Here is a 26,018-nt window from a genome sequence, read left to right as displayed (position 1 = left end):
TCGGGCGAACATATTTTGGCAACGCAAAAGCTGTAAAGAAGTGTCTGGAAGATAAGCGGTTTGCCCTCTCCGCTTGCAGAGAGGGCGAGCCATTACAGCGTTTCGCCGTTGCTGGCAATGACGGTTTTATACCACTCGAAGCTCTTCTTACGGGAGCGGGACATGTCACCGGTACCGTCGTCGTGCTTGTTGACATAGATAAAGCCGTAGCGCTTACTGTACTGGCCGGTGGTGAAGGAGACGCAGTCGATGCAGCCCCACGGCGTGTAGCCCATCAGATCCACGCCATCCCAGGTCACCGCCTTCATCATCTCTTCCACGTGGGCGCGCAGGTAGTCGATGCGATAGTCATCGTTGATGCTGCCGTCCTCTTCCACGGTGTCGTAGGCGCCGAAACCATTTTCCACGATAAACAGCGGCTTCTGATAACGTTCGTACAGTTCACACAGCGAATAGCGCAGGCCTACCGGATCAATCTGCCAGCCCCAGTCGGACGCCTTGACGTGTGGGTTCGGCACGCTGCCCTCGAAGCCGGAAATGGCGTCACCGGTACCGCCTTCCGCTTTAACCGCGTTGGTCATGTAGTAGCTGAAACCTAAGTAATCGCAGGTGCCTTCACGCAGGATCTGCTCGTCGCCCGCTTCCATTTTGATGGAGAAGCCACGGCGTTCCCACTCGTTCAGCACGTAAGACGGGTAGTAGCCGCGCAGCTGTACGTCGGTAAAGACGTAGCGCTCGCGCATGGATTCCTGAGCGAACATGACATCTTCTGGCTTGCAGGAGTACGGATAGAGCGCCACCATCGCCAGCATGCAGCCGACTTTCATTTCCGGGTTAATGCGGCGTGCGGCTTTCACCGCCAGCGCGCTGGCCACGAACTGGTGATGCAGCACCTGGTACATGGTCTCTTCCGGGTTGTCGTGCTCGGTATAGACCACGCCAGAGCAGCAGTAGCCGAACAGCGGCGCACGCCAGTTGCGCTGATTGTTGATTTCGTTGAAGGTCATCCAGTATTTGACCTTATTTTTGTAGCGCTCAAATACCACTTCCGAGAAGCGCACAAAGAAATCGACCACTTTACGGTTGGTCCATCCGCCATATTCCTGAACGAGGTGCAGCGGCATTTCAAAGTGGGAGAGGGTGATAACCGGCTCGATGTTGTACTTCAGCAGTTCATCGAACATGTCGTCGTAAAACTTCAGCCCCTCTTCGTTTGGCTGAGTTTCGTCGCCTTTCGGGAAGATGCGCGTCCAGGCGATGGAGGTACGGAAACATTTGAAGCCCATCTCGGCAAACAGCCTGATGTCTTCTTTGTAATGGCCGTAGAAGTCGACGGCTTCGTGGTTCGGGTAATATTTGCCTTCAATCACTTCCTGCGTGATTTCTCGCGGAACGCCGTGTGCGCCGCCGGTGAGCACGTCGCAGATGCTTGGCCCTTTGCCGCCTTTGTTCCAGCCGCCTTCAACCTGGTGCGCCGCCACCGCGCCGCCCCATAAAAAATCTTTCGGTAAGGTGAGTTTTTTCATCTTTGCTATTCTCAATTCAGGACTTATTGATTTCGAGTCTAGCAAAGCGGAATTAAATGTCACGATATAACATTTTGCGGAAATTGTAATTTGTCACATCAAAAAAACAGGATGTTTTATTCTGTTAATTTCTTCGCCAGTTTCCGGCCTAATGATTCCAGAATATAGATGACGGGAATTTGCGTGGTGATATCGTAAACGCCGCCAATGCGAGTTTGCGGGACATGCCAGGAGAGGTTAAAGTCCGCCAGCTTTGCGAGACGTGAATGTTCGTGGCTGGTGACTGAGAGCACCTTGCAGTGGTGCAGGCTGAACTGGCTGGCGAAGCGCAGGATCTCCTCGGTTTCGCCGGAGACGGAGAGTACAATAGCCAGCGCATTTTTAGCCATGTCGTTAGTGACCGGGAAATAAGGATCGTCGATATGGTTACTGAATTTCCCGATATTTGAAAAGAAACGTGCGCCATATTTTGCCAGCGATCCGGAGGTGCCCGCACCGACAAAAATAATTCGTTCAGATGATAAAATAATATCGACCGCGTTATCTAATAGCGCATCAAACTCTTCGTTATTTACGCTTTTAAAGAAGCTGATGATTTCACTGGCACCAAAATTCGCCTGCTGCGGCTCGTTCTGCTCCAGATAGAGTTTAAAGCGCACCCGAAATTCCGAGTAACCATCGCAGTTGAGCTTGCGGCAGAAGCGCAGGATAGTGGTAGTGGAAACGCCCGCCGCATCCGCCAGCTCGCGGATGGTCATGTACATCACTTTATCGCGGTTCTTAATGACATAGTTGTAGACCATCATTTCCAGATTGTTGAGGCTGGCAATGGCGGAATGGCTGAACATACTCACAATGGCTAAACTCGCTGTCGGACACTATTCCTGAAGCATACCATGATGACGAAGGGCGGGAGACGGATTTATCTCCTTGATTACTTAGATGTTAATGAAATCATTTACACCTGTGCGGTGGATTGTTTTTACATTATGCTGATTTATAAGGATAAATCTTGAATGTAGATTTATTTTAGCTAACAGGTGTTCACTGGAATCATTCTCAGTTAGCATAGGCTGGCGATGAATAATCATCTTTTGTTTTCCCGGAGTTAAGTATGGTGAGCAGACCATTAATCGCACAGGGATATTCGCTGGCTGAGGAAGTAGCCAACAGTATAAGCCACGGCATTGGCCTGGTTTTTGGGATTGTCGGCTTAGTGTTATTGCTGGTACAGGCAGTGGATACCAACGCCAGCGCGATGGCCATTACCAGCTACAGTCTGTATGGCGGGAGTATGATCCTGCTTTTCCTGGCCTCAACGCTGTATCACGCTATTCCGCATCAACGGGCGAAGATATGGCTCAAGAAATTTGACCACTGCGCTATCTATCTTCTTATTGCGGGTACCTATACGCCGTTTTTGCTGGTGGGGCTCAACTCACCGCTGTCGCGTGGCCTGATGATTGTGATCTGGAGCCTGGCGCTGCTGGGGATCCTGTTTAAGCTGACCATTGCGCACCGGTTTAAAGTGTTGTCGCTGGTTACCTATCTGACAATGGGCTGGCTGTCGCTGATTGTGGTGTATCAGTTAGCCATTAAGCTGGCGGTGGGGGGCGTGACGCTTCTGGCGGTGGGCGGGGTGGTCTACTCGCTGGGCGTGATTTTCTACGTCTGCAAGCGTATTCCGTACAACCATGCCATCTGGCACGGGTTTGTGCTGGGCGGCAGCGTGTGCCACTTCCTGGCAATTTATCTGTATGTTGGGCAGGTGTAGTTTTTTTGTAAGGTGCGGTCTGATGCCCTCACCCCGACCCTCTCCCACAGGGAGAGGGAGAATATCAACACCGTAGGCCCGGTAAGCGCAGCGCCACCGGGCGATACAGCATCAATCTTCCAGAGAATACGGCAGCGGCTCAATGCTGAGCGTGTTTGCATCATCCCGCACGCGGAACACGCTGTCGGGCTCCATATCATTATTCATGACAACCTGCACCAGCAGGCGGCCATCATCGAGCTGGACGGCGGCTAACACGGTGCCGGTACGGCGCCAGTTTTCGCCCATCTTCATCTCAAGATCTTCACCCGCTTCCGGCACACGGCTGGCGTGACCAGCCAGCGTCCACAGGGCGCGTTTGTTCGCGCCGCGGAATTTCGCACGCGCCACCATTTCCTGACCGGTGTAGCAGCCCTTCTTAAAGCTGATACCACCCAGCGCCTGGATGTTTGTCGCCTGCGGGATAAACTGCGCGCTGTTTGCCGCGTCAATCACCGGCAGGCCCGCTTCGATGTTCAGCGCCAGCCACTGCTGGCTGTTGTTGAGCTGTGCTTCACCGCGCAGGGCGTCAGTGACGCGTTCCGCCGTTGCTTCGTCGGTTACCAGCAGGAAGCGCTCCGCCGGGTGTTCGAACCACAGAATGGAGGTCGCTCCCTCGCTGACCAGCTGTTTTTCCGCATCCGGCAGCTGGGCAAACAGGTTTTTCAGCGCTGCACGCGCCTGGAAACCCGCGACCCCCAGCAGAACGTGTTCATCGTCCGGGGCGATGGTGACTTTAGAAAAGACCGCGTATTTTTTCAGCTCTTTAAGCTGGGCGTCCCGCAGGCTGCGGCGCTCAATAAAGGCGAATCCGTCCTGACGGCGGAACAGACGCAGGTTGCTCCACATTTTGCCTTTTGGATCGCAATGCGCGGCCAGCAGATGCTGGTGCTCAGTCAACTGCGCCACGTCCGCCGTGACCTGGCCTTGCAGGTATTTTTCACTGTCCGCACCGGTCAGTGTCGCCAGTGCCCAGTCATCAAGAGTAATCAGCGTCAGCGGCAGACGCGCAGAGGCGGCGGGCTGGCGAGGAGAAAATGGTGTAAATGCCATAGTGATGTCCTGAATTGCTTAACGCTTTGATAATACCTAATGGTAAAAGAGACTGTATTCAATGCAAGCGCTTTCAGCAGGCCATTCGTGCCATTACGCGGTTATGCGTGGCGCTACGCAAAATAGTGTAATCCGCTGTCTTTATAAGGATTATTCAGGGAGCCTGCTCGAGGTTCGCAATATTCCAGTAAAGAAACGGTCAAAAACACGTTACACTAGCAGGTGTTCCCGGAGAGCAATAATGAATACCAAACGGGATACCGACTGTGCCAAACGTAATGCAGGAAACAGAACATGGATATTAACAACAAGGCCCGTATTCACTGGGCGTGCCGTCGCGGCATGCGTGAACTTGATATCTCCATCATGCCTTTCTTCGAGTATGAGTACGACAGCTTAAGCGATGACGATAAGCGCCTGTTTGTCCGTCTGCTTGAGTCTGACGATCCGGATTTATTCAACTGGCTGATGAATCACGGCAAGCCCGCCGACACCGAGTTGCAACGGATGGTGCAATTAATTCAAACACGGAATCAGGAACGTGGTCCTGTGGCAATCTGATCTTCGCGTCTCGTGGCGCTCACAGTGGATGTCCTTACTGCTCCACGGGCTGGTGGCGGCACTGGTGTTATTGGTGCCGTGGCCGCTTAGCTATACCCCTCTGTGGTTGCTATTGCTGTCGTTTGTGGTGTTTGACAGCGTGCGCAGCCAGCGTCGAATCAACGCCCGTCAGGGTGAAATTAAGCTGCTGATGGATTCTCGCCTGCGCTGGCAGGGAAAAGAGTGGGAGATGATGGGGACGCCGTGGATGCTTAACACCGGGATGATGCTACGGCTGCGTCGGGTCGAGGATAACCGTCGCCAGCACCTGTGGCTGGCCGCAGACAGTATGGATCCCGCGGAGTGGCGAGATCTGCGCCGGTTGATCGTGCAACAGCCGACGCAGGAGTAAATCAGCTGAATTGCTCGGCCATCTCACCCAGAATCTGCTCGCACCAGCTCTGGAGGCGCTCGTCGCTAAGATCGTACTGGTTGGTTTCATCCAGCGCGAGCCCGACAAACAGCTGACCGTCGGCAATAATCGGTTTTTGACTGGTGAACTCATAGCCTTCCGTAGGCCAGTAGCCGATAAAGGTCGCGCCCTTTGGCGCCAGTTTGTCGTGCAGCATGCCGAGTGCGTCAAGGAACCACTCCCCGTAGCCCAACTGGTCGCCCATGCCGTACATCGCAATGATTTTGCCTTCAAAATTGACTGAATCGAGCTGATCCCAGATGGCTTCCCAGTCTTCCTGAATCTCACCAAAGTCCCAGGTAGGGATACCCAGAATGAGCACATCGTACTGCTCCATCAAGGCAACCGCGTCATCTTTCAGGTTATGCAGCGTCACCAGTTCCGGGCCAATGATGTCACGAATTTTCTCCGCCGCCATTTCGGTGTAGCAGGTGCTGGAACCATAGAACAGACCAATATTCATCGCGTAACTATCTCAATTCTTGCTATGACTTTGCGCGTAGTGTACCAGAAACCGATGGCATTCAGGCATAATGGCCAGATTGCAGAACCAAAGGGGCTGATGTGGAAAAGGATCTCGCACTCATCGAACAGTTTCTCGACGCGCTGTGGCTGGAGAAAAACCTCGCTGAAAATACGCTCAGCGCCTATCGTCGGGATCTCACGCTGCTGGTCGAGTGGCTGGCGCATCGTGGGCTGACGCTTGAAAGCGCGCAAAGCGATGACCTGCAAGGGTTACTGGCTGAGCGGATGGAAGGGGGGTACAAAGCCACCAGCTCCGCACGTCTGCTGAGCGCCATGCGCCGCCTGTTCCAGCACCTGTACCGCGAGAAGATCCGCGCGGATGACCCCAGCGCACTGCTGGCATCGCCTAAACTGCCTCAGCGGCTGCCAAAAGATCTCAGCGAAGCACAAGTTGAGAGATTATTACAGTCGCCCGCAGTTGACCTTCCGCTGGAGTTACGCGATAAAGCCATGCTTGAACTATTGTATGCCACGGGTTTGCGCGTTTCCGAGCTGGTGGGCCTGACGATGAGCGATATCAGCCTGCGTCAGGGCGTGGTGCGCGTTATCGGTAAAGGGAACAAAGAACGGCTGGTGCCGCTGGGTGAAGAGGCGGTCTACTGGCTGGAGACGTATCTGGAACACGGGCGCCCGTGGCTGCTGAACGGCGTCTCCATAGATGTATTGTTCCCGAGCCAGCGCGCGCAGCAGATGACGCGACAAACGTTCTGGCATCGCATTAAACATTACGCCACACTGGCGGGTATTGACAGTGAGAAGCTGTCGCCGCACGTTTTGCGTCACGCCTTCGCGACGCATCTGTTAAACCACGGCGCTGATTTACGCGTGGTGCAGATGTTGCTTGGACACAGCGATCTTTCAACGACGCAAATATACACCCATGTCGCGACGGAACGCCTGCGGCAGCTACACCAACAGCACCACCCTCGCGCGTGAGTGCCGACGAATTGTTACAGGAACAAATATGAAAAAGTCTTTAGCGCTGTTCACCCTGCTGGCAGCTTCGGTTTCCGGTTTTGCCCATGCGGACGATGCCGCCATTAAACAGTCTCTGACGAAACTCGGCGTCGCCAGCAGCGAGATCCAGCCAGCGCCGGTGGCTGGCATGAAAACGGTGCTGACCAACAGCGGCGTGCTGTACGTGACCGAAGACGGCAAACACATCATTCAGGGGCCTATGTACGACGTGAGCGGCGCGCAGCCGGTGAACGTCACTAACCAGCTGCTGATGAAAAACCTGAACGCGCTCGAAAAAGAGATGATTGTCTACAAGGCGGCGCAGGAAAAGCACGTTATTACCGTCTTCACCGACATCACCTGCGGCTACTGCCACAAGCTGCATGAAGAGATGAAAGACTACAACGCGCTGGGCATTACCGTGCGTTACCTGGCTTTCCCACGCGCCGGCGTGCAGAGCCAGCCTGAGCAGGATATGAAAGCGATCTGGTGTGCGAAAGACCGCAACAAGGCCTTTGATGACGCGATGAACGGCAAAGGCGTGAAGCCCGCGTCCTGCGATATCGACATCGCTAACCACTACGCGCTGGGCGTACAGTTTGGCGTGAGCGGTACGCCAGCCATTGTGCTGAGCAACGGCTACGTGGTGCCGGGCTACCAGGGGCCAAAAGAGATGAAAGCGTTCCTCGACGAGCACCAGAAACAGATGGGTGGTAAATAATTCGCGTGAAAGCCCCGATAAAACTGCGCCGCCGCGATGCGGGTGAAACCGCGGATTTACCAGACACGCTTCCGCTGCTGTTAAAGCGGCTGTACGCCAGCCGTGGCGTGCGTACGGCAAGCGATCTTGAGCGCAGCGTCAAAGGCATGCTGCCCTGGCAAGCGCTGAGTGGCATCGAAAAAGCGACTGAAATGCTCTACGACGCGTTCCGGGAAGGCACGCGGATTGTCGTGGTGGGCGATTTCGATGCCGACGGCGCAACCAGTACCGCGCTGAGCGTGCTCAGCCTGCGTGCGCTGGGCTGCGATAACGTGACTTACCTGGTGCCGAACCGGTTTGAAGACGGCTACGGCCTCAGCCCGGAAGTGGTCGATCAGGCCCATGCCCGTGGCGCACAGATGATCATGACCGTGGATAACGGGATCTCTTCTCATGCGGGGGTCGATCATGCCCATGCGCTGGGGATCCCGGTACTGGTCACCGATCACCACCTGCCAGGAGAAACCCTGCCTGCCGCCGAAGCCATCATTAACCCGAACCTGCGCGACTGCGATTTCCCGTCGAAATCGCTGGCCGGAGTAGGGGTGGCGTTTTATCTGATGCTGGCGTTACGCACGTTGCTGCGAGATAAGGGCTGGTTCGAATCGCGCGGGATTGCCGTGCCGAACCTCGCGGAGTATCTCGATCTGGTGGCGCTGGGAACCGTGGCGGACGTGGTGCCGCTCGATACCAATAACCGTATTCTCACCTGGCAGGGCTTAAGCCGCATTCGGGCAGGTAAATGCCGTCCGGGGATTAAGGCGCTGCTGGAAATTGCCAACCGCGATCCGCTGAAGCTTGCGGCAAGCGATTTAGGCTTTGCCCTCGGCCCGCGCCTGAACGCGGCGGGGCGGCTGGATGATATGTCGGTTGGCGTTGCGCTGCTGCTGTGCGACAACATCGGCGAAGCGCGCGTGCTGGCCAGTGAGCTGGACGCACTCAACCAGACCCGTAAAGAGATTGAGCAGGGCATGCAGGCCGAAGCGCTGACCCTGTGCGAAAAGCTGGAGCGCAGCGGCGACACCCTGCCGGGCGGGCTGGCGATGTATCACCCCGAATGGCACCAGGGCGTGGTGGGCATTCTGGCGTCGCGCATTAAAGAGCGTTTCCACCGCCCGGTGATCGCGTTCGCCCCCGCCGGGGACGGCACGCTGAAAGGCTCCGGTCGTTCCATTCAGGGTCTGCATATGCGCGATGCGCTGGAGCGTCTGGATACGCTGCATCCGAACCTGATGATTAAGTTCGGCGGTCACGCGATGGCGGCAGGCCTGTCGCTGGAAGAGGCGAAGTTCGACGAATTCCAGCGTCTGTTTGGCGAACTGGTCACCGAGTGGATCGATCCGGCTCTGTTGCAGGGTGAAGTGGTTTCTGACGGTGAGCTTTCACCGGCTGAAATGACCATGGAGGTGGCGCAGATGCTGCGCGATGCCGGCCCGTGGGGGCAGATGTTCCCGGAGCCGCTTTTCGACGGACGTTTTCGTTTGCTGCAACAGCGCATCGTGGGCGAACGCCATCTCAAAGTGATGGTGGAACCGGTCGGCGGCGGACCGCTGCTCGACGGCATCGCCTTTAACGTTGATACCTCCATCTGGCCGGACAACGGCGTGCGCGAGGTTGAGCTGGCCTATAAGCTGGATATTAACGAGTTCCGCGGTAACCGCTCCCTTCAGATCATCATCGACAATATCTGGCCAATTTAGCGTCAGTAATCTCTATAAAAAAGGGCGTGGATTCGGTACAATCCCGCTCTTATCACCGCATTTTGACAAGCTCATAAAAGAAAACAGACCATGTTTGAAATTAATCCGGTAAAAAACCGCATTCAGGACCTCACGGAGCGCTCTGACGTTCTTAGGGGGTATCTTTGACTACGATGCCAAGAAAGAGCGTCTCGAAGAAGTAAACGCCGAGCTGGAACAGCCGGACGTCTGGAACGAACCTGAGCGCGCTCAGGCGCTGGGTAAAGAGCGTTCCTCCCTCGAAGCCATCGTAGATACGCTGGATCAAATGGCGCAGGGTCTGGAAGATGTTTCTGGGCTGCTGGAGCTGGCTGTCGAAGCCGACGACGAAGAAACCTTTAACGAAGCCGTGGCAGAGCTCAACGTGCTGGAAGAGAAGCTGGCGCAGCTGGAATTCCGTCGCATGTTCTCCGGCGAATACGATAGTGCTGACTGCTATCTCGATATTCAGGCAGGTTCTGGCGGTACCGAAGCGCAGGACTGGGCGAGCATGCTGATGCGCATGTACCTGCGCTGGGCGGAAGCGCGCGGTTTCAAAACCGAGATTATCGAAGAGTCCGAAGGTGAAGTGGCGGGTATCAAATCCGTCACCATCAAGATTATTGGCGATTACGCTTACGGCTGGCTGCGTACCGAGACCGGCGTTCACCGCCTGGTGCGTAAGAGCCCGTTCGATTCCGGCGGCCGTCGTCACACCTCCTTCAGCTCCGCGTTTGTCTACCCGGAAGTGGATGAAGATATCGATATCGACATCAACCCGGCGGACCTGCGTATCGACGTTTACCGCGCATCCGGCGCGGGTGGTCAGCATGTTAACCGTACGGAATCTGCGGTGCGTATTACCCACATTCCAACCGGGCTGGTAACACAGTGCCAGAACGACCGTTCCCAGCATAAGAACAAAGACCAGGCCATGAAGCAGATGAAAGCGAAGCTTTATGAGCTGGAGATGCAGAAGAAAAATGCTGAGAAGCAGGCGATGGAAGACAACAAGTCCGATATCGGCTGGGGCAGCCAGATCCGTTCTTACGTCCTTGATGACTCCCGCATCAAAGACCTGCGTACCGGGGTTGAAACCCGCAACACGCAGGCGGTGCTGGACGGCAGCCTGGACCAATTTATCGAAGCAAGTTTGAAAGCAGGGTTATGAGGAACCAACATGTCTGAACAACAAGCACAGGGCGCTGACGCGGTAGTCGATCTTAACAACGAACTGAAAACCCGCCGCGAGAAGCTGGCAGCGCTGCGCGAGCAGGGCGTGCCGTTCCCGAACGATTTTCGTCGTGACCACACCTCAGACCAACTGCACGCAGACTTCGACGGTAAAGAGAACGAAGAGCTGGAAGCGCTGAACGTTGAAGTGTCCGTGGCGGGCCGCATGATGACCCGTCGTATCATGGGTAAAGCGTCCTTCGTGACCTTACAGGACGTTGGCGGCCGCATTCAGCTGTACGTCTCTCGTGACGACCTGCCGGAAGGCATCTACAACGAGCAGTTCAAAAAGTGGGACCTCGGCGATATCCTGGGCGCTAAAGGTAAACTGTTCAAAACCAAGACCGGTGAACTGTCTATCCACTGCACCGAACTGCGTCTGCTGACCAAAGCCCTGCGCCCGCTGCCGGACAAGTTCCACGGTTTGCAGGATCAGGAAGCGCGCTATCGTCAGCGTTACCTGGATCTCATCTCTAACGATGAATCCCGTAAGACCTTCAAAATTCGCTCCCAGATCATGGCCGGTATTCGCCAGTTCATGGTTAACCGCGACTTTATGGAAGTAGAAACCCCGATGATGCAGGTGATCCCAGGCGGTGCCTCTGCCCGTCCGTTCATCACCCATCACAACGCCCTGGACCTGGACATGTACCTGCGTATCGCGCCGGAACTGTATCTGAAGCGTCTGGTGGTCGGCGGTTTCGACCGTGTGTTTGAGATCAACCGTAACTTCCGTAACGAAGGTATCTCCGTACGTCATAACCCAGAGTTCACCATGATGGAACTCTATATGGCGTATGCGGATTACAAAGATCTGATCGAGCTGACTGAATCCCTGTTCCGCACCCTGGCGCAGGACATTCTGGGCACCACCCAGGTGCCTTACGGTGAAGAGGTGTTCGACTTCGGCAAGCCGTTCGAAAAACTGACCATGCGCGAAGCGATCAAGAAATACCGTCCGGAAACCAACATGGCGGATCTGGACAACTTCGACTCTGCGAAAGCGATCGCTGAAAGCATCGGTATCAAGGTTGAGAAGAGCTGGGGTCTGGGCCGTATCGTGACCGAGATCTTCGAGGAAGTGGCCGAAGCGCACCTGATTCAGCCGACCTTCATCACTGAATACCCGGCGGAAGTGTCTCCGCTGGCGCGTCGTAATGACGAGAACCCGGAAATCACTGACCGCTTCGAATTCTTCATCGGTGGCCGCGAGATCGGTAACGGCTTTAGCGAGCTGAACGATGCAGAAGATCAGGCGCAGCGCTTCCAGGATCAGGTTAACGCGAAAGCGGCAGGCGACGACGAAGCGATGTTCTTCGACGAAGACTACGTGACCGCGCTGGAGCACGGCCTGCCGCCGACGGCTGGCCTGGGTATTGGTATCGACCGTATGGTGATGCTGTTCACCAACAGCCACACCATCCGCGACGTGATCCTGTTCCCGGCGATGCGTCCGGTGAAATAAGCCGTTAAGACGTAAAAAAGCCCCGTGCGTTTATCGCAGGGGCTTTTTTATTGCGCCGCGAAGGCGCTGAGTTTTTCACGCGCGGTGTTCGCTTCCTGCACCATCCACGGGCTAAATGCCCACGGTGTGGCGTCCAGCGCGCGGAATAGCGCGTCCAGCTCCACCCACTGATACTCCATCACTTCATCGTCATTGATGGCGAGGGTATTCGTTACGCGGGCGGCATAGACCGGGCAGATTTCGTTTTCAACGATCCCTGACGGGTCGGCTTCACGGTAGCGGAACTCCGGGGCAATGGGGGTGATGTCTGTGATTTCGGCGCCGACTTCAAAGCGGCAGCGGCGGATAATCGCCTGCTCTGTCGCTTCGTCGGCCTGTGGATGACCGCAAACGGAGTTGGTCCATACGCCGGGCCAGGCTTTTTTACTTAAGGCGCGCCGGGTGATCAGACATTCTCCGTTAGCGTTAAACAGCCATGAAGAGAAGGCCAGGTGTAGCGGGGTGTGTGACGTGTGCGCGGCGTACTTCTCCTGAGTGCCAATCACTTTTCCCTGGTCATTTACCAAAATAACGTGTTCTTGAATACTCATTGATGCTCCAGTGCCAAAATGCTTAATGGTTCAGCACCATCAGCGGAATTATTATACTGCATTCTTATGCGAACGGTTTGGCCCACAGAGCGGAAAAGGGCATGACCCGCATCAGTTTGGGCTGCTATCATAGTGCGCCATTCACGCTGACCGAGGAGCTGTTTTGTTTGCAGGAAGCCTGACGAGAAACCCGATCATTGCCGTTTTCTGCCTGACGCTGACGCTACTTGTAGCAGGATGCTCGGGGAGTAAATCTTCGGATATGGGCAGTTATTCCGGTGCAGTCTATACCGTTAAGCGCGGGGACACGCTCTACCGCATCTCACGCGCCACGGGAACCAGCGTGAAGGAGCTGGCGCGCCTGAATAACATCTCTCCACCGTATACTATTGAGGTAGGGCAGAAGCTCAAGGTTAACGGCGGTTCCTCCTCAGGGAAAAAGTCCTCAACGCGTAAAACAGCCAAAGTCACACCATCCTATCAGGTGCCTAAATCATCCTGGCCGCCGGTTGGTCAGCGCTGCTGGATCTGGCCTGCAAGCGGAAAAGTGGTTGCGCCGTACTCGCTCTCGGAAGGTGGCAATAAAGGTATTGATATCGCTGCTGCACGCGGCACTCCGGTTTACGCTTCAGGGGCCGGGAAGGTGGTCTATGTCGGTAACCAGCTTCGTGGATACGGTAACCTGATCATGATTAAGCATGGTGAGGACTACATTACGGCGTATGCGCATAACGACACGATGTTGGTCAATAACGGGCAGAACGTGAAGGCGGGGCAGAAGATTGCGACCATGGGCAGTACCGGGACGGATACGGTGAAGCTGCACTTCCAGATCCGCTATAAGGCCACGGCCATCGATCCGCAGCGTTATCTTCCGGCGCAGGGCAGTAAGCCGAAGTGCTAAGTGATTATTTAATCGCCACTTAGTGGGGTAAAGGCTTGTATGAAGAGGCGTAAGGTCTATAATGCCTTACGCACCTCAAAGCGGGCGTAGTTCAATGGTAGAACGAGAGCTTCCCAAGCTCTATACGAGGGTTCGATTCCCTTCGCCCGCTCCAGACTTCTCCCCTTGTGGCAAAACTTCGATAAATCTCGCTTTTCTTTCAACAAGTTACATAACATAAGTTGTCGTGATCGTTCTATCATTGAACGACAAAGTACCAACAATAGGTACACTGTTAGTTGTCACGGATAGTTACTATGGAAGTAAGAGTATAACTATTCGACGGCGGCAGTTCCAACCTCACACCGCGATAGCATAACGTGAACGCAAAGCCTGATCCGGGCATTGATTCTCATAACCTTACAGTGAAGCGCATTTTTTGCCGATGCTCCCACATGCCACACGTCGAGATGACATTGCAGGGAATAAACAGGTTTTATGGCGGTGTTCGTACCTAAAAACGATATGCAGGCTCTGCCAGCGGTTCGGCCTCGCTCCTTCGGATACATGGTCATCCTGATAAACTTCACTGTCTGACATAACCCCTGCTGAAGTCGCCTAACGGCTCCGCACGTTGTCTTACCACCAACGGGCTTATTGGTCTCAATTGCCTTGATTTGAGTATGGTATCATGGGAGGAAAATCTTAAAAGAAGGGTGGTTTATGGGCTGGTCTTCGTTGGTTAGGATAACCATTGGCATATTTCTGTTAGCTGGATTGTCGTCTTCTGCATACGCAAAGAACTGTAAGAAAGGGATTCCATGCGGTAATTCATGCATTGCGGTTGGAAAAACGTGCCGGATTGGATCAAGCTCCGCATCTACATATAAAAATTATTCCTACTCTTACCCGTCATCTTCTTTTCATAGTTCAACCACGAAATCTTCTTCACATTCCCCATCAGCTAAGGGGGGCGGAAAAAACACGGCGTCAACTGCGAAAACTTATCTCTGTCAGTATGCTATTGCTGCGGTACAGAATGGGAGAATAGGCGCATTGCGTGTGCTGGGTAAGGCTGAGGTAACGTTGTATGTTGATAGCTTCAAAGCAAACCGTCTGGACGGTACATACCTGCTCACGCCAAAGCTGAAAACTAAGGGGATATTGATGATGGCAGATGATAAAAGCAAAGTTTATGCTTATGATCCGTCGCTGAAGAACTTTGCAATTAGTGACCGCATCGCAAGAAGCACTGAACAATGGGATCGTTGTGAATTGGTGCAAAATAAATAAGCCAATACTGCTGATTAATTATGGTTTCAGGTAATGTGGGGCCTGGCTTCTTTACGGTTGAATACCTCAATCAACTAGTTTTTCCGATGAATCCTCTGTATCGAATGTTTTCGCATAGGGATAACGCTGAACGCTGGTTACCAGGTGAGCAGGTTGATACGTGCAAAGTGTTTTTCCGTTCTGCGTCCGCTCCTCCTCTGCTAAACAACGAATCACCCATGGCATAACACGCTAAGTTGCACATTTCCTGTACCCTGGATACCCTGAGATTAATCCTAATAACTCAAGGGTGAGTATGGCTACCGGGAAGAGAAAGAACCAAAAGGAATCACCTGAAGAAGAGTTAGATCGCTTGCTGGATGAGCTTGAACTCACAGAGGAGCAACGGGAGTTTATTGAATCTATGCGGGAGGACAAGGGGGATCCCTGTGAGGAGTAACGCTTGCCTTCAGCCAAACGAATACGAATGGCCGCATAACGGCATTGTAAAGATCTCTTCTCCTCACGAGGACTTTCCGTCAGCGTCGATGGCTCAGCGTACCGTGCCAGAAATTGTCCTGAAATGATGCGGTATTCAGACCGGATCGGACTACTATTCATTATGATTTATCAATGCATTATACCCTGACCAGGTGCATGTAAAATCGCGGAGCCGGGAGAGTTGACGGCAATGTAAAAGAAATCATGAGGAAAGAAATATGGCTGCTACAAACGGTATGATTGATACTGATGACGCTGTAATTTTACTCATCGACCATCAGAGTGGCTTATTCAACACGGTACGTGATGTGCCTGTACCAGACCTTCGTAACTATGTGACAGCGATTGCCAGGGTTGCCACGCTTTTAAATATCCCGGTGATCACCACGGCCTCTGTTCCTGACGGTCCCAATGGCCCGCTCATCCCGGAAATTCACAAATATGCACCCCATGCCGTGTATGTTCCGCGTACCGGGCAGATTAATACCTGGGATAATCCGGCGTTTGTGAAGGAAGTGGAAAAGACGGGCAGAAAGACCCTGATTATTGCCGGCACGCTCACCAGCGTCTGCATGGCGTTCCCTGCGGTTAGCGCTGTCCAGGAGGGGTATAAGGTTTACTGTGTTGTGGATGCCTCGGGGAACTGGTCCAAAATCGCGACCGATACCACCATCGCGCGCGTGGCTCAGGCGGGGGCGATCCCTACCGATACGTTTGCCATTGTCGCTGAATTAATGAGAACCTGGAACCGCGCGGAAGGTTCTCGCTTTGCCGAGATCCTGGCAGAGCATGTCTGTCCGGAATATAAATGCCTGATTGAAAGTTTCGGCAAAGCTCAGGAAATTGCCAGAACGGGCCCGGAAACCAATCTGGAGAATTATAAGTAAGGGCGGATAAACCTGAACAAAAGTTGCTGGATTTTATCGTCCTGTACCTGAGCGTATTACAGGTGCAGGACGTAGCGGCGCCTTATTCCTGACGTCGCAGAATTGTCATAGATATTAAGAGGGGCTGAACCGCGCATAATTTAAAATTAAACCCGCTTTCTTTTTATGCAAGCCATTCCCCCTGTTATATCTGTCGGCAAATTTTTTATTTCCCGGATCGCAGATGAAAACACGACTCCTCCTGTGCGCGGGATTATTTGCCGCCTCCAGCGCCCATGCCAGCGCCCTCTGTTTTTATGAAGCCGGCACTGAAGATACCGCGCTTGACGTCAGATATTTACCCGAATCATTCTAGCGGAAGTTTAAAGTTAAACAGAAATGGAATTAACGCTGCCGTTAAATTTCTATATCGTTTGCTTTCTCAGATTTAACTTTATCAAGTAAACGGTATATTTATGAAAAAGACAGTTATCGCATTGATTATGGCTAATGCATTTACCGCCACTTCCGCGTTCGCCACCGCTGATGCGGGCACCTGGTATAGCGGGGCGAAATTCGGCTGGTCTCACTATTTTGATACCAATAGGGGGTGCAAAAGCGTTTGAGAACACGCATTCCGATCACTTCGATTTTGACCATGATAATGTCGGCGGGGGTGTTTATAAGGGTTACCAGATTACCCCATGGCTTGCGGTAGAAGGCGGTTATGATTTTTTAGGCAACATGCAGATTAAAGGTCAGCATGGCGCCGGGGCGCAAATGAAGACGCAGGGCCTGCAAATGTCTCTGAAGGCCAGTTATGCCCTGACCAATGACTGGGATATTTACGGCCGTGTCGGCTTGTGCTGAATCCGATGTAAGTGGTCACAATCGCTTTGAAACAGGTGTGCGCCCGCTTGCAACCGTGGGTACTGAATACGCTTTCAATAAAAACTGGGCGGGCCGCCTGGAGTATCAGTGGGTAAGCAACGTGGGCAATGTTAACCAGATCGGCGTGAGCAGCGACCTGAGTTCCGTCACCGCAGGGCTTAGCTATCGCTTTGGTCAGTACGACTGATGCCCGTAATATGCCCATTAATAAAAACCCGGCTGCTTATGTTGCCGGGTTTTTTATTTTCAGCTGGTGAATAACGGTTCAAGAATGATATGAATATTTTGCAGACCCGTGACATTATTATCTTTCAGGTATTGCTGATTAACCATATCTAACTGTTCCAGTTTGGTCAGTGAGGCATAGACGCGTTGAACGGCACTGTCCGCAACAAAAATTTCTTTTGCGGAGGTGCCCTGTAGATACTGTGATTTTACGCTGCGCGTTAAGGTCTCGACCTGCTGTTTATTTTCCTGATAAAGAGACGCGATATGCGATATCTGTACCTGCGGCGCTTTTTCCCCCGGCAACACCAGTGGAATTTGCAGATGATTAATTTTTTCAACATTGTCTGGTTGAGGAGAACTACAGGCTGTTAATGTGCTAGGGTTAATACAGCGAAAAAGAACGGCAGGCTCTTCATCGAATCACTCCGGGGAAATAACTGGAATCAGCATTATCCCTTAAGGCCGCAGCGATCAAAGGTTAAACTTATTTATAAACGTTATTTCTTTAGGTACAAGAAAAGCCTTCGTGATATCTGGTTCTATATTAACGACTAAATGATGGAGTTGGCGAGTAAAGCGGGTGGCATGGGGAATGGTGTGCTGTTTAAGATTTACTGTTATTGCTCCTTAAATCTAAAAAAGGCTGCTTTCGCAGCCTTTTTGTTAGATGACGCCATCCCCGCCGTCTGAACACCACACCTGCCCGGAGGTGTATGAACACTCATCCGAGGCCAGGGTGACATACAGCGGTGCGATCTCCACGGGCTGTCCCGGGCGTCCCAGAGGGGTACTCTCGCCAAAATGTTTCACTTTTTCCTGTGGCTGCCCACCGCTGGGCTGAAGCACGGTCCAGTAAGGTCCCGGCGCTACCGCGTTCACGCGGATCCCCTTCGGTCCCAGCTGTTTCGCCAGCGCTTTGGTGAACACCGCGAGACAGGCTTTGGTCTGCGCATAGTCAAGCAGTACGGCGCTCGGTTTAACCGCCTGAACGGAGGAGGTGTTAATGATGGAAGCAGGGGCTTTCATATGGCGCAACGCCGCCTTTGTGATCCAGAAAGGCGCATAGACGTTGGTCTTAAAGGTCGCGTCAAAATCTTCCGTGGTCAGTTCTTCCAGCGACTCACGGTACTGCTGGCGGCCTGCATTATTCACCAGGATATCCAGCCCGCCCAGTTTTGAGACGGCCTGCTCCACCAGGTTCTGACAAAAAGTTTCGTCCCGCACATCGCCCGGAAGCGCGACGGCATTTCGTCCTTCCGCTTTAATCAGGGCGATGACTTCCGCTGCGTCTTCTTCCTCTTCCGGCAAATAGTTAATCGCGACATCTGCCCCTTCGCGGGCATAGGCAATGGCTACCGCGCGTCCTATGCCGGAATCGCCCCCGGTAATTAGCGCCTTCTTACCGGCAAGACGACCATGCCCTTTGTAGCTCTTCTCACCGTGGTCGGGTACGGGTTCCATCTCAGAGGCCAGGCCCGGTGGCGTCTGAGGCTGCTCCGGGAAAGGTGGCGTTGGGTAAGCGTTCGTACGTTGTTCATTATCACTCATAGCTAACTCCTTGTTAAGGGTGAGATTTGATGGATAGTTACAGCGTTAACGCTTCGCTGAATTATTTTTGCAAGTGGCTGACCCGCACTACGGGTGGGGATGATTTTTTATCGAGCGAGCCGCTAATACTGATCATGTTGTCAGGTTCCACGGTTCTGCCGTCAAATACGGCTTTCGGGACAATAACGTCGATTTTACCGGTTTTATCCTGGAATAGGTATTTATCGCCATTGCCATCAATAAGATTGCCGCGCAGTGAAATAGAGGCGCCATCATGCATCTCTTTCGCCTGAGTAATGGTCATAATGCGCGCATCATCGGTACCACGATAACCGCTGTCCAGCGCATGCGGCGGTGGCGGCGCATCACCCTTTTGTAACCCGCCGTTATTATCTGCCCATGCAGTAGGGATAATTAATATAAACAAGGCTGAAATCACTGATAATTTCATCTGATATCCTTCATTTTGGATGTCTTGACTTATTAAGTATTGTTGCTATTCCTTTATGTGGCAAATGTGATAAGTCTTAAAAGCATTTGCACAGGAAAATCATAAATTTCGGCAATTAAGCGAAACGGTGACCACAGCCATGGAACCAAAAAATGAAAAAGTGCCTGGGATAAAAGAGAGTAGCCGTTTACTGACGTTTGAGTATGCATTTCGCCAGGTGGGTTTTATTGTGCTGTTAGCTATTATCGTGGCCGCGATAGCCGGCCTGTTTTCCAGCGGCGCGGTCAGCGACGTGGAGAAAACAAACGAAGCAAAATCCCTGACCCTGAGCTATGAGCGCTTCGGTCGCCGCCAGACCGAATCGCGGATGGCACTGACGTTTCCGGTGACGTCTGAGGGGAAATATACCCTCAGCATGACCAGCGAAAGCAGCGACGCATATGAGCCCGGCAGCGTCTGGCCACAGCCGGACAGCATGTACAGCCGGGGGAATACCCTGTTTCTCGTCTACGATCGTTTACAACAGACCGATAAATTTACCGTTTTGTTATTCATCACGCCGTCAAAAGCAGGGAAGTGGACAAACAGCATCCGCGTAAACAACGAGCCAGATATCCGTTTCTGGCAGTTTATTTACCCCTAGGAGTCAAATATGGACATGGTTTTTCGTGCCCTGGCAATTTACCTGTTTCTGGTCATTGTGTTTAAAGTTGCCGGGCGACGCGCTCTGCTACAAATGACCAGTTTTGACCTTATTTTGCTCTTAATTATCAGTGAGGCGACACAACAGGCGCTGCTTGGCGAAGATTTCTCCGTCACCGGAGCAATGATTACAATAACGACGCTGGTGGTTGTGGATATTATTTTTGGCCTGCTGAAAAAATATTTTTCCACTGTTGAGAATATTCTTGATGGCACGCCGGTGATATTGGTGGAGAACGGTGTTCCCCTTGCCGATAAACTGAAAAAGGTCGATGTATCCTGTGATGATATATTGGTATCAGCCCGCCAGAATCACGGTATTACAGAATTGAAGGAGATTAAATACGCTATTCTTGAGCGTAATGGTCATATTTCTATTATTCCTGACGAAAATTAAGGGCAACGCGATGAGCAACCTTATTCACGACAGCAACAGCACCATCAGCGAGCTGACGAAAAAGCTCGCCACTCAGCTTACGGACAGAGGTTTGCGGTTAACCACCGCAGAGTCCTGTACCGGTGGCAATCTCGCGGTTGCGCTTTGTGCCGAAGAGAACACGGCGGAATTTTATGACGTTGGCATGGTGGTGTTCAGCGATGCGGCGAAGGAGAGGATCCTCGGCGTGCGGCACGAAACCATTGAGCGCTTCACCGCCGTCAGTGAACAAACGGTGACCGAGATGGCCGCTAAAATTCGCGAAATTGCCGAGGCGGATATCGGCCTTGCCATCAGCGGCTATGCGGGACCGGAAGGCGGAGACGATGGCACCGCAGCCGGTACGGTCTGCTTCGGCTGGAATATTCGCGGAAAGACGGAAACCCGCACCGTGCTGTTTTCCGGTGAATGTCAGGATGTGGTGGATAAAGCGGTGCGTTATTCCCTGTCTGAACTGATCGAAATACTCTCCGGCTGGGATAACGTCTGAAACAAGGGGAAAGGCTATGGCTGTGATCGTTATTACCGGCGGTACGGCGGGCGTGGGGAAAGCCACGGCGCTGCACTTTGCCAAAGCGGGCTACGATGTGGGCATCATTGCCCGCGACGAGCAGAGCCTGCGCTCCACAGAAGAGGAGTTGCGCCGTTTTGGGATCAACGCCCGTGCCGTTCAGGCCGACGTGGCCGACAGCAAGGCGGTGACCGAGGCTGCTAACGAGATTGAATACCGGCTTGGGGCCATCGATGTGTGGGTGAATAACGCCATGGGCGGGATGCTGGCGCCGTTTCGCACCATGTCGCCTGACGAGTTTCGCCGCGTCACCGAGGTGACCTATCTGGGCTATGTTAACGGCACCCGCGCCGCGCTGGAGTTAATGACCCCACGCGATCGCGGAACGATTATTCAGGTTGGCTCCGCGCTGGCCTACCGTTCCATTCCCTTGCAGTCAGCCTACTGCGGGGCGAAAGCCGCGATCCGCGGATTTACCGATGCCGTGCGCACCGAACTGATGCATGAAAACAGCCGGGTGCAGATCGCAATGGTACAGATGCCGGGCCTCAATACGCCGCAGTTCGAGTGGGCGAGGAATAAATTTGCCTGGGCATGCGCCCGGTTCCTCCCGTTTTTCAGCCGGAAGTAGCTGCCAGCGCTATTTTTAAGGTGGCGCAGAAACCGGTGCGGGAACTGTGGGTGGGCAGCAGCACCGTCCAGTCGATTGTCGGGCAATTTCTTTTCCCCGGCTTTCTGGATCGGCTGATGGTTAAAAAGGCCTGGGAAGGGCAGATGACCGATACGTTAAATGCGGATGACCGTCAGGACTATCTGGATCAGCCGGTTAACGACCTGCATAAAATCCACGGGCACTTCACCGACGAAGCAAAAGAGCGCGCTATCAGCGTCACCTCCGGCATGCCGGGGAAAGTGCTGCTCGGCTCCCTTGCCGTCACGGGCGCGATCGTGGCCCGTCTGCTGCTCTCGCGGAGACGATAATCAGCGCAGTGCGGTACGATCGGTCCAGAACCAGCGGTAGCCATAGCCGCTGAGGTTAAGCGCGACGGTTTTGCCGCACACCAGCGCGTCGTCGTAACGTTTGTCCGCCAGGCAGGCGGTCCAGGTCGCATGCCGGATCCCTCTGGCGGTAAAATTAACGGGCTTATCGCTGAAGTTAACGAAGGTCAGAATGCTGCGCGTGTCGGTTTCGTAATAGATCCCCAGCACCGCATCGCTGTCGATATTAATAAGACGAAACGGTGCGACGCCGATCTCAGGGAACTCCGAGCGCGTATTGGCGATATCGATAATGCAGTGCAGGAGTGAGTTGCGGTGCAACAGCGAATCCGCCACGTTGATTTTTTGATAGCGGTACGGGCCGTGGTCAATCATCGGGGCGACAAAAGTTTCCGGGTCGGCATCTGAGAAACCGCCGCCTTGCGATCCGGCCCACTGCATCGGGGTGCGTACGGCGTAACGCTCCTCCAGATCCAAATCATCCCCCATGCCAATCTCATCCCCGTAGCGCATGACCGGTACGCCCGGCAGCGAAAACAAGACCGCATGGCAAAAGGCCAGCCGCTTTCGATCGCCATTAAGCATCGGCGCCAGACGGCGGCGGATACCTCGCTGATACACACTCATCTCTTCGTCAGGGGCAAAGGTATCGATGACGGTCTGCTTCGCTTTTTTACCTATCCCTTCCAGATCCAGCTCATCATGATTGCGCAGCCAGTTGGCGAAGCAGCAGGAGTCCGGCGGCACAATCATCTTCTTCACCGCGTTGCGCAGCGGTCGTGCGCTCTTCTCTGCCAGGCTGACGTAAAAGTACTTATTGAGCCAGAAATTCAGCACCAGGTTGAGCCGGTCGTTCTGACCAAAATAATCTTTGTAGGCCTCGACCTCCACGTCGACTTCGCCGAGCAGGATCGCGTCCGGGTTACGCTGCCCGATAAGACGGCGCAGATGCTCCAGGATCCACAGGCCGCGTTTTTCATCCCCACGTCCGGCCTGTTTTGTCAGGTGCGATGCCGCATCCAGGCGAAAGCCCGACACCCCGAGCTTTAGCCAGAAGATGATGATGTTCTCAATCTCCTTTAGCACCGCAGGGGAGGCCAGATTGAGATCCGGCTCGTGGTGATAAAACATATGCCGGTAGTATTGCCCCGCCTCGTCGTCCCATGTCCAGACGCTCTTCTCCACGCCGGGGAACATCGGCGGCGTATCGTCGTCGTCGGTGTCGGACCACAGGTAATAGTCCCGGTAGGGTGACTGAGGGTTGCGGCGGGCCTGTTGAAACCAGGGATGCGCATCCGAGGTATGCTGGATCAGCAGCTCAATAATGACCTGCATCCCCAGCTCCCGCGCCTGTTCAATAAAGGCGATAATATCGTTGAGCTTGCCGAAGCGGGGATCGACCTGCAAATGGTCGCTCACGTCATAGCCTTCATCGAGAAAAGGCGTGAGGTAAAACGGGGTGATCCAGATAACCGTCGCGCCCATCCGGCGGATGTAGCGCAGCTTCGCGGTGATTCCGGCGATGTCGCCACAGCCATCGCCGTTAAGATCGTAGAACAGGGCGGTATCAATCTGGTAAATAATGGCGCGTGTATGCCAGCCTGCCATAGCAATCCTTAATGATAACCTTCGGTATCAGACACTTTGCCCCGGAAGACGTAATAGCTCCAGGCGGTATAAACCAGGATCACCGGGATGATTAACAGCGTACCAATCAGCATAAACAGCTGGCTGGCAGGCGGCGCGGCGGCTTCCCACAGGGTGATGTGCGGCGGAATAATGTGTGGCCACAGGCTGATGCCCAGGCCGCTAAAGCCGAGGAAGATCAGGCCCAGCGTTAACAGGAACGGACGGGCATGGCTGTCAGGATTGCGCGTCAGCCGCCAGATCCACAGGCTGAATACCGCGACCAGAACCGGAACTGGCAGGAACCAGAAGAAGTTAGGCAGAGTAAACCAGCGCTCGGCGACAAACTGCCAGCCGAGCGGGGTCCAGATACTTACCACCGCAATAACGGCAATCAGCGCCAGCAGCACGTGGCGGGTCAGCTCGCGCATCCGGTTTTGCAGCGCGCCTTCACTTTTCATGATCAGCCACGTGGTAGCCAGCAGGGTATAGGCGACAATTAAGCCCAGCCCGCAGAACAGATTAAACGGGGTGAACCAGTCCAGCGAGGAGCCCACAAAGCGACGCCCTTCCACGTCAAAGCCGTTGATCATCGCGCCAACCACGATCCCCTGGCTGAAGGTTGCCAGCAGGGAACCGCCGGCAAAGGAGTAGTCCCAGAATATGCGGTGTGAAGGGGTCGCCTTAAAGCGAAACTCAAACGCCACCCCGCGGAAAATAAGCCCGATCAGCATGGCCGTCAGCGGGATGGTCAGGGCATCGATAATCACTGCGTAGGCCAGCGGAAACGCGCCGAACAACCCTGCACCGCCGAGAACCAGCCAGGTTTCATTTCCGTCCCAGACCGGGGCGACGCTGTTCACCATCACGTCGCGCTCTTTGGCATCGCCCACAAAGCTGAACAGCATGCCGATACCGAGATCGAAACCGTCCATGATGATGTACATCAGCGTGGCGAAGACAATAATGGCAAACCAGATGACCGGGATATCGACGCCCATCAGATCTTCTCCTCTTCCGGAACGGACTCGGCGGCGGACAGCGGACGGGCAGGGGTGCCCGAGGTATTAGACGTTAGCGTGCCCACAGGCTGCGGTCCTTTCTTAATCAACCGGGCGAGATACACATAACCCACGCCAAACACCGAACAGTAGACCACGATAAAGGCCAGCAGGCTGATGCTCATCTGCAACGTGCTGTGCAGAGACACCGCATCTATCGTGCGCAGATAGCCGTAAACGACCCACGGCTGGCGGCCCACTTCGGTGGTGACCCACCCGGCGAGCAGCGCGAGCAGTCCGGCAGGCCCCATACAGAGGGCAAACCAGTGGAATGGCCGCGAGTGATAGAGTCGACGGCGATAGCGCAGCCAGACGCTCAGCACGCCAAGGGTAACCATCAGCAGCCCCATGCCGACCATAATGCGGAAGGACCAGAAGACGATGAGCGAGTTAGGGCGGTCCTCTTTCGGGAAATCCTTCAGCGCCGGGACCTGTTTATCCAGGCTGTGCGTCAGGATCAGGCTGCCGAGCGCGGGAATTTCAAGCCCGTATTTGGTGCGCTCCTCTTCCATATCCGGTACGCCAAACAGCAGCAGCGGGGTGGCCTCGCCGGGCGGGTTTTCCCAGTGGCCTTCAATCGCGGCGATTTTGGCAGGCTGGTGCTCAAGCGTATTCAGGCCGTGCATATCCCCAACCACGGCCTGAATGGGCGCGACCAGCAGCGCCATCCACATGGCCATGGAGAACATTGTGCGAATAGCGGGCGTATCGTTACCGCGCAGCAGATGCCATGCCCCGGATGCGCCCACAAACAAGGCGCTGCACAGGAAGGCGGCGATGGACATATGGATCAGGCGGTAAGGGAATGAGGGGTTAAAGATAATGGCCAGCCAGTCTTCGGGAATGACCTGACCGTTCTGAATACTGAAGCCCTGCGGGGTGTGCATCCAGCTGTTGGAGGCGAGGATCCAGAAGGTGGACATCAGCGTGCCCAGCGCCACCATGCAGGTGGCAAAGAAGTGCAGGCCGGGGCCGACCTTGTTCCAGCCGAACAGCATCACGCCTAAGAAACCAGCTTCCAGGAAGAAGGCGGTTAGTACTTCATAGGTGAGCAGAGGGCCGGTTATGCTGCCTGCGAACTGGGAAAAGCCGCTCCAGTTAGTCCCAAACTGGTAAGCCATGACCAGCCCGGAAACCACGCCCATACCAAAGTTGACGGCGAAAATTTTCAGCCAGAAATGGTATAGCGAGCGCCAGACATCATTTTTGGTGCGAAGCCACATGCCTTCGAGAACCACCAGATAGCTCGCAAGCCCGATGGTGATCGCCGGGAAGAGAATATGAAAAGAGACGGTAAAGGCGAACTGTATCCTGGCCAGATGAAACGCATCAAGCTCGAACATGCTCCGTACCTCTGGAACTGATAGCGCACAAGGCATTGCCAGACAGCC

The 26,018-nt window shown here is 54.1% G+C and carries 26 protein-coding genes, 1 tRNA gene and 2 pseudogenes; 18 read left to right on the top strand and 11 right to left on the bottom strand.

The genetic code is table 11. From position 1 onward, the window contains the following. Window positions 1–92: 92 nt before the first annotated feature. Window positions 93–1,526, bottom strand: coding sequence for a 6-phospho-beta-glucosidase BglA (bglA, locus tag RS584_RS19055; RefSeq protein WP_017382891.1), 1,434 nt, complete (start codon window positions 1,524–1,526; stop codon window positions 93–95). Window positions 1,527–1,642: 116 nt separating this feature from the next. Next, window positions 1,643–2,374, bottom strand: a complete 732-nt coding sequence (locus RS584_RS19050) for a MurR/RpiR family transcriptional regulator (protein ID WP_015571796.1) — start codon at window positions 2,372–2,374, stop codon at window positions 1,643–1,645. A 266-nt stretch (window positions 2,375–2,640) separates the two neighbouring features. On the opposite strand from RS584_RS19050, the gene trhA reads away from it, so the two are divergent. Continuing rightward, window positions 2,641–3,300 (top strand): PAQR family membrane homeostasis protein TrhA, encoded by a 660-nt coding sequence (gene trhA, locus RS584_RS19045; protein ID WP_003863433.1) that lies wholly within the window; start codon window positions 2,641–2,643, stop codon window positions 3,298–3,300. A 111-nt stretch (window positions 3,301–3,411) separates the two neighbouring features. On the opposite strand, the gene ygfZ is transcribed toward trhA, so the two are convergent. Continuing rightward, complete coding sequence (gene ygfZ, locus RS584_RS19040) at window positions 3,412–4,392, bottom strand: tRNA-modifying protein YgfZ (protein WP_017382888.1); 981 nt, start codon at window positions 4,390–4,392, stop codon at window positions 3,412–3,414. Window positions 4,393–4,686: 294 nt separating this feature from the next. On the opposite strand from ygfZ, the gene sdhE reads away from it, so the two are divergent. Together sdhE and RS584_RS19030 are read left to right on the top strand one after the other, a co-directional pair. Next, on the top strand, window positions 4,687–4,953 hold the full coding sequence (gene sdhE / locus RS584_RS19035) for an FAD assembly factor SdhE (RefSeq protein WP_003863437.1): 267 nt from the start codon (window positions 4,687–4,689) through the stop codon (window positions 4,951–4,953). After that, window positions 4,934–5,344, top strand: coding sequence for a protein YgfX (locus RS584_RS19030; RefSeq protein ID WP_017382887.1), 411 nt, complete (start codon window positions 4,934–4,936; stop codon window positions 5,342–5,344). Before sdhE ends, RS584_RS19030 begins: the two co-directional genes overlap by 20 nt. Before the next feature lies 1 nt (window position 5,345). Here the strand turns inward: RS584_RS19030 and fldB are convergent, their stop codons facing one another. Further along, the gene (gene fldB, locus RS584_RS19025) at window positions 5,346–5,867 is read right to left on the bottom strand and encodes a flavodoxin FldB (protein WP_015571793.1); all 522 of its coding nucleotides are present in this window, start codon (window positions 5,865–5,867) and stop codon (window positions 5,346–5,348) included. 101 nt (window positions 5,868–5,968) lie between these two features. On the opposite strand from fldB, the gene xerD reads away from it, so the two are divergent. From xerD to lysS, 5 genes are all read left to right on the top strand, one after another. Further along, a complete protein-coding gene (xerD, locus tag RS584_RS19020; protein ID WP_003863442.1) occupies window positions 5,969–6,865 on the top strand; it encodes a site-specific tyrosine recombinase XerD in 897 nt (298 codons plus the stop codon). Window positions 6,866–6,893: 28 nt separating this feature from the next. After that, window positions 6,894–7,607 carry a bifunctional protein-disulfide isomerase/oxidoreductase DsbC gene (gene dsbC / locus RS584_RS19015; RefSeq protein ID WP_003863443.1) on the top strand — a complete coding sequence of 238 codons (714 nt, stop codon included), beginning with the start codon at window positions 6,894–6,896 and terminating at the stop codon, window positions 7,605–7,607. Window positions 7,608–7,612: 5 nt separating this feature from the next. Next, complete coding sequence (gene recJ / locus RS584_RS19010; protein ID WP_017382886.1) at window positions 7,613–9,346, top strand: single-stranded-DNA-specific exonuclease RecJ; 1,734 nt, start codon at window positions 7,613–7,615, stop codon at window positions 9,344–9,346. Between the two features lie 90 nt (window positions 9,347–9,436). Next, window positions 9,437–10,535, top strand: a protein-coding gene (gene prfB / locus RS584_RS19005) for a peptide chain release factor 2 (protein ID WP_115438011.1) whose coding sequence is annotated in 2 segments (ribosomal slippage) — window positions 9,437–9,511 and window positions 9,513–10,535 — 1,098 coding nt in all. Because the reading frame shifts where the segments join, the coding sequence is not laid out codon by codon here. Window positions 10,536–10,544: 9 nt separating this feature from the next. Beyond that, complete coding sequence (gene lysS / locus RS584_RS19000; RefSeq protein WP_003863452.1) at window positions 10,545–12,062, top strand: lysine--tRNA ligase; 1,518 nt, start codon at window positions 10,545–10,547, stop codon at window positions 12,060–12,062. Between the two features lie 47 nt (window positions 12,063–12,109). Here the strand turns inward: lysS and idi are convergent, their stop codons facing one another. Then, a complete protein-coding gene (idi, locus tag RS584_RS18995) occupies window positions 12,110–12,652 on the bottom strand; it encodes an isopentenyl-diphosphate Delta-isomerase (protein WP_003863454.1) in 543 nt (180 codons plus the stop codon). 163 nt (window positions 12,653–12,815) lie between these two features. On the opposite strand from idi, the gene actS reads away from it, so the two are divergent. The 6 genes and pseudogenes from actS (at window position 12,816) to RS584_RS18965 (ending at window position 17,252) form a co-directional block, all read left to right on the top strand. Then, a complete protein-coding gene (actS, locus tag RS584_RS18990; protein WP_022651807.1) occupies window positions 12,816–13,556 on the top strand; it encodes an amidase activator ActS in 741 nt (246 codons plus the stop codon). 80 nt (window positions 13,557–13,636) lie between these two features. Continuing rightward, window positions 13,637–13,710: transfer RNA gene (locus RS584_RS18985), tRNA-Gly, on the top strand. Between the two features lie 548 nt (window positions 13,711–14,258). After that, window positions 14,259–14,828 carry a hypothetical protein gene (locus RS584_RS18980; protein WP_080340097.1) on the top strand — a complete coding sequence of 190 codons (570 nt, stop codon included), beginning with the start codon at window positions 14,259–14,261 and terminating at the stop codon, window positions 14,826–14,828. A 698-nt stretch (window positions 14,829–15,526) separates the two neighbouring features. Further along, window positions 15,527–16,195, top strand: coding sequence for an isochorismatase family protein (locus RS584_RS18975; protein ID WP_315748461.1), 669 nt, complete (start codon window positions 15,527–15,529; stop codon window positions 16,193–16,195). A 223-nt stretch (window positions 16,196–16,418) separates the two neighbouring features. Further along, complete coding sequence (locus RS584_RS18970) at window positions 16,419–16,550, top strand: hypothetical protein (RefSeq protein ID WP_315748460.1); 132 nt, start codon at window positions 16,419–16,421, stop codon at window positions 16,548–16,550. A 100-nt stretch (window positions 16,551–16,650) separates the two neighbouring features. Further along, a pseudogene (locus RS584_RS18965) lies at window positions 16,651–17,252 on the top strand (outer membrane beta-barrel protein). Between the two features lie 59 nt (window positions 17,253–17,311). Here RS584_RS18965 and RS584_RS18960 read toward each other — a convergent pair. The 3 genes from RS584_RS18960 to RS584_RS18950 all read right to left on the bottom strand — a co-directional run bounded on the left by RS584_RS18960 (window position 17,312) and on the right by RS584_RS18950 (window position 19,292). After that, on the bottom strand, window positions 17,312–17,599 hold the full coding sequence (locus tag RS584_RS18960; RefSeq protein WP_315748459.1) for a hypothetical protein: 288 nt from the start codon (window positions 17,597–17,599) through the stop codon (window positions 17,312–17,314). A 357-nt stretch (window positions 17,600–17,956) separates the two neighbouring features. Then, entirely contained in the window at window positions 17,957–18,841 is an 885-nt protein-coding gene (locus RS584_RS18955; RefSeq protein ID WP_032649406.1) for an SDR family oxidoreductase, read from the bottom strand. 61 nt (window positions 18,842–18,902) lie between these two features. Continuing rightward, window positions 18,903–19,292, bottom strand: coding sequence for a YdeI family stress tolerance OB fold protein (locus tag RS584_RS18950; protein WP_315748458.1), 390 nt, complete (start codon window positions 19,290–19,292; stop codon window positions 18,903–18,905). Window positions 19,293–19,431: 139 nt separating this feature from the next. On the opposite strand from RS584_RS18950, the gene RS584_RS18945 reads away from it, so the two are divergent. The 4 genes and pseudogenes from RS584_RS18945 (at window position 19,432) to RS584_RS18930 (ending at window position 21,922) form a co-directional block, all read left to right on the top strand. Continuing rightward, window positions 19,432–19,935 carry a hypothetical protein gene (locus RS584_RS18945; protein WP_045141952.1) on the top strand — a complete coding sequence of 168 codons (504 nt, stop codon included), beginning with the start codon at window positions 19,432–19,434 and terminating at the stop codon, window positions 19,933–19,935. 9 nt (window positions 19,936–19,944) lie between these two features. Continuing rightward, complete coding sequence (locus RS584_RS18940) at window positions 19,945–20,391, top strand: DUF421 domain-containing protein (protein WP_006811854.1); 447 nt, start codon at window positions 19,945–19,947, stop codon at window positions 20,389–20,391. Window positions 20,392–20,401: 10 nt separating this feature from the next. Then, the gene (locus tag RS584_RS18935) at window positions 20,402–20,920 is read left to right on the top strand and encodes a 2-oxo-tetronate isomerase (protein ID WP_017382875.1); all 519 of its coding nucleotides are present in this window, start codon (window positions 20,402–20,404) and stop codon (window positions 20,918–20,920) included. A 16-nt stretch (window positions 20,921–20,936) separates the two neighbouring features. Beyond that, window positions 20,937–21,922, top strand: a pseudogene (locus tag RS584_RS18930) (SDR family oxidoreductase). Here the strand turns inward: RS584_RS18930 and RS584_RS18925 are convergent. The 3 genes from RS584_RS18925 to RS584_RS18915 are packed head-to-tail and all read right to left on the bottom strand — an operon-like array spanning window position 21,923 to window position 25,970. Then, complete coding sequence (locus RS584_RS18925; protein ID WP_315748457.1) at window positions 21,923–23,548, bottom strand: alpha-amylase family protein; 1,626 nt, start codon at window positions 23,546–23,548, stop codon at window positions 21,923–21,925. 8 nt (window positions 23,549–23,556) lie between these two features. Beyond that, window positions 23,557–24,567, bottom strand: coding sequence for a cytochrome d ubiquinol oxidase subunit II (gene cydB, locus RS584_RS18920; protein WP_315748456.1), 1,011 nt, complete (start codon window positions 24,565–24,567; stop codon window positions 23,557–23,559). Further along, complete coding sequence (locus tag RS584_RS18915; protein WP_315748455.1) at window positions 24,567–25,970, bottom strand: cytochrome ubiquinol oxidase subunit I; 1,404 nt, start codon at window positions 25,968–25,970, stop codon at window positions 24,567–24,569. The genes cydB and RS584_RS18915 overlap by 1 nt, the downstream gene beginning before the upstream one ends. Window positions 25,971–26,018: the final 48 nt, after the last annotated feature.

Source organism: Enterobacter sp. DTU_2021_1002640_1_SI_PRY_ASU_LCPMC_013 (assembly GCF_032389435.1).
Lineage (GTDB): Bacteria > Pseudomonadota > Gammaproteobacteria > Enterobacterales > Enterobacteriaceae > Enterobacter > Enterobacter hormaechei_C.
Note: the sequence above shows the minus strand (reverse complement) of the source record. Positions and strands in the feature narration are given on the sequence as shown.